Consider the following 2,036-nt stretch of genomic DNA (forward strand, 5'->3'; position numbering starts at 1 on the left):
CAAAGCTTTTGGCGACTTCCCAAGGGTGGGATTTTTCTTTCAACTTTGACTGCAGCTCACGCCGCGTTAGATCAAGCGCCAAACCTAAGCCTTCAATTCCTTGCTCCGCTTGTTCGGCATTTGCATTAGATAGCGTCTCTCCGATCAATACGGCAATCTCTGCCTCATAGTGGCAATCTGTGTCTGGAATAGTGAAAGGTTCACTTAAAGAGACGACAGCCGACCCTGGTTTAATAAACAGAATCGGCTCAGAAGGTATGGGGTTATTAAGCTCTTTGGCATGTTCTGCGTAATTACGCCCGACACAAACGACTTTTGTGATAGGTGATTCGAATAAACTTCCATCAACAAATTTTGCTGTATAAGGCATCACTACTCCTACTAAGCTACAAGGTCTCTAGGAGCAGTGTTCTGCGCAACTACTCCGGAGTCGCGCATTCTGTCGCAGATGGATTAAATTTACAACGGATCTTCCACAATATTGAGATAGCTTTTGCGTCGTAGGCTTTTTCATCTCTTAAGGCTAAACGAATCTTCTTAGAAAGGTTTTCATACTCTGACTTTCTTACATCATCGAGACTCACCCAGTACTTCTGTGGAATTTCACTGTGTGCCTGCTTAACTGTATTCTCGAGTTCATTAAATCGAGATAGCGCATGCTGGCGCATATTGTGAGCAAAATTTGCTGGGGCTGTTTCAGTATTGACGACCATTTCCATCACAGCATAAAGAATATTGAAGTCAACAATTCCGCCAGTTTCGCCCAAACCTTTGTATAACTCAAACGTGTTGTAAGCCAACGCGGGCGCAAACATTACGTCAACGTTGCCATTATTGAATTGCCCACCCCAAGTAGCCAACGAAGTGTGTACCGGCGATGCACCAACCACTTGGGCAAATCGCTCACTGGCTACATCAGCATTCAAAATAGACACTTTTTTGCCGCTAATTGCTGATATATCCACATTACTCTTATCTCGAACAAAGGTATAAATCTCGCCAATTGGAAACAACCCAGCCATCTGGTACTTGCCATTGGAAATCAACTTCTCTGCTTTCTTACTCGATAAGGATTTCGACAATGTTTTCAATTCTTTTAAAGTACGAATAGCGCCTGGAGCACCAAAAGCCCCGGTAAAAGGCACGAAGTCTTTTGCTAGAATATTGGTTAATAAAACGGCACTGCATTCGCCTGAACGGAAGTCATTCGAAGCAACTTTCTCATCCGTATAGGCTTCCATTTGCAAATCAATCCCCCAACTTATTGCCTTGAGCTTTGTTTCCTTCAAAAAAGAAATAAACGGCCCATTAGCACCAACAGGGTCCCAGACACAAAATTTAACCGGCGTTAAATTACTGGCATTCGCTGGCAGAGCGCTTGCGACAAGTATCAGCGTAAAGAAGAATAGTCGGGTTATTCGTGAACTCATGGTACTTCCTTTATTATTTTCAATAGAACAAGGTCTTTACCCATCCAGAAATTTGAACGACAAAATGGAACAGCAAAAAACCGAGAACGAGACAGTATCTGAATATTATTCACATTTCAATTTCAGACACTGTGATTTTCACCTAATTTGGAACAATTAGTCATGCACTCAACCGGAATAGACTGTTCTAGAATCGCTACTTATCAAACTCGATTAGGTAATAACGCGCAGGGAGAAAGAGGAAATCTAGTTTTTCTCTGCTACCACTGAGCCACTTTATCTGAAGCTGCTGATAGCTTTGTTTTTCTGCCATACCAAAATGAGCAAGAGGCTCATCAAAACTAAGAAAACCACCTCCAAGAACTTGCTGAGATAACTGCGCCGTGCTTTCATCATCAAGAGAATGACCGAGCAATTGCACGCTGGAGCCCAATACCGTTTGCCCATTAAGTCTTAGATCGATCAATATACCCGGCTCTCGAGTCTGATTGATGAAGACGCCATGGTCGGCAGCAACTCGTTGGGAGATGATATCGAGATCACCATCCCGGTCAAAATCAACCGTCACAAAGCTCGGGGTATTTAGATAATCTTCCAAGCCCATTT

Annotated in this window: 3 protein-coding genes; all 3 read right to left on the reverse strand. The window is 43.1% G+C overall.

Annotated features, from left to right (window positions below; translation table 11 throughout):
* A partial coding sequence (locus tag A3761_RS24640; RefSeq protein ID WP_197473247.1) for a fumarylacetoacetate hydrolase family protein occupies positions 1-370 on the reverse strand: 370 nt, incomplete at its 3' end.
* A gap of 49 nt (positions 371-419) precedes the next feature.
* Positions 420-1,430: a putative solute-binding protein gene (locus A3761_RS24645; RefSeq protein ID WP_068510642.1), complete on the reverse strand. Its 1,011-nt coding sequence runs from the start codon at positions 1,428-1,430 to the stop codon at positions 420-422.
* Positions 1,431-1,626: 196 nt separating this feature from the next.
* The coding region (locus A3761_RS24650; protein ID WP_068751097.1) for an ASPIC/UnbV domain-containing protein at positions 1,627-2,036 on the reverse strand (410 nt) is incomplete at its 5' end.

The sequence above is a fragment of the Oleiphilus sp. HI0123 genome (genome assembly GCF_001635315.1).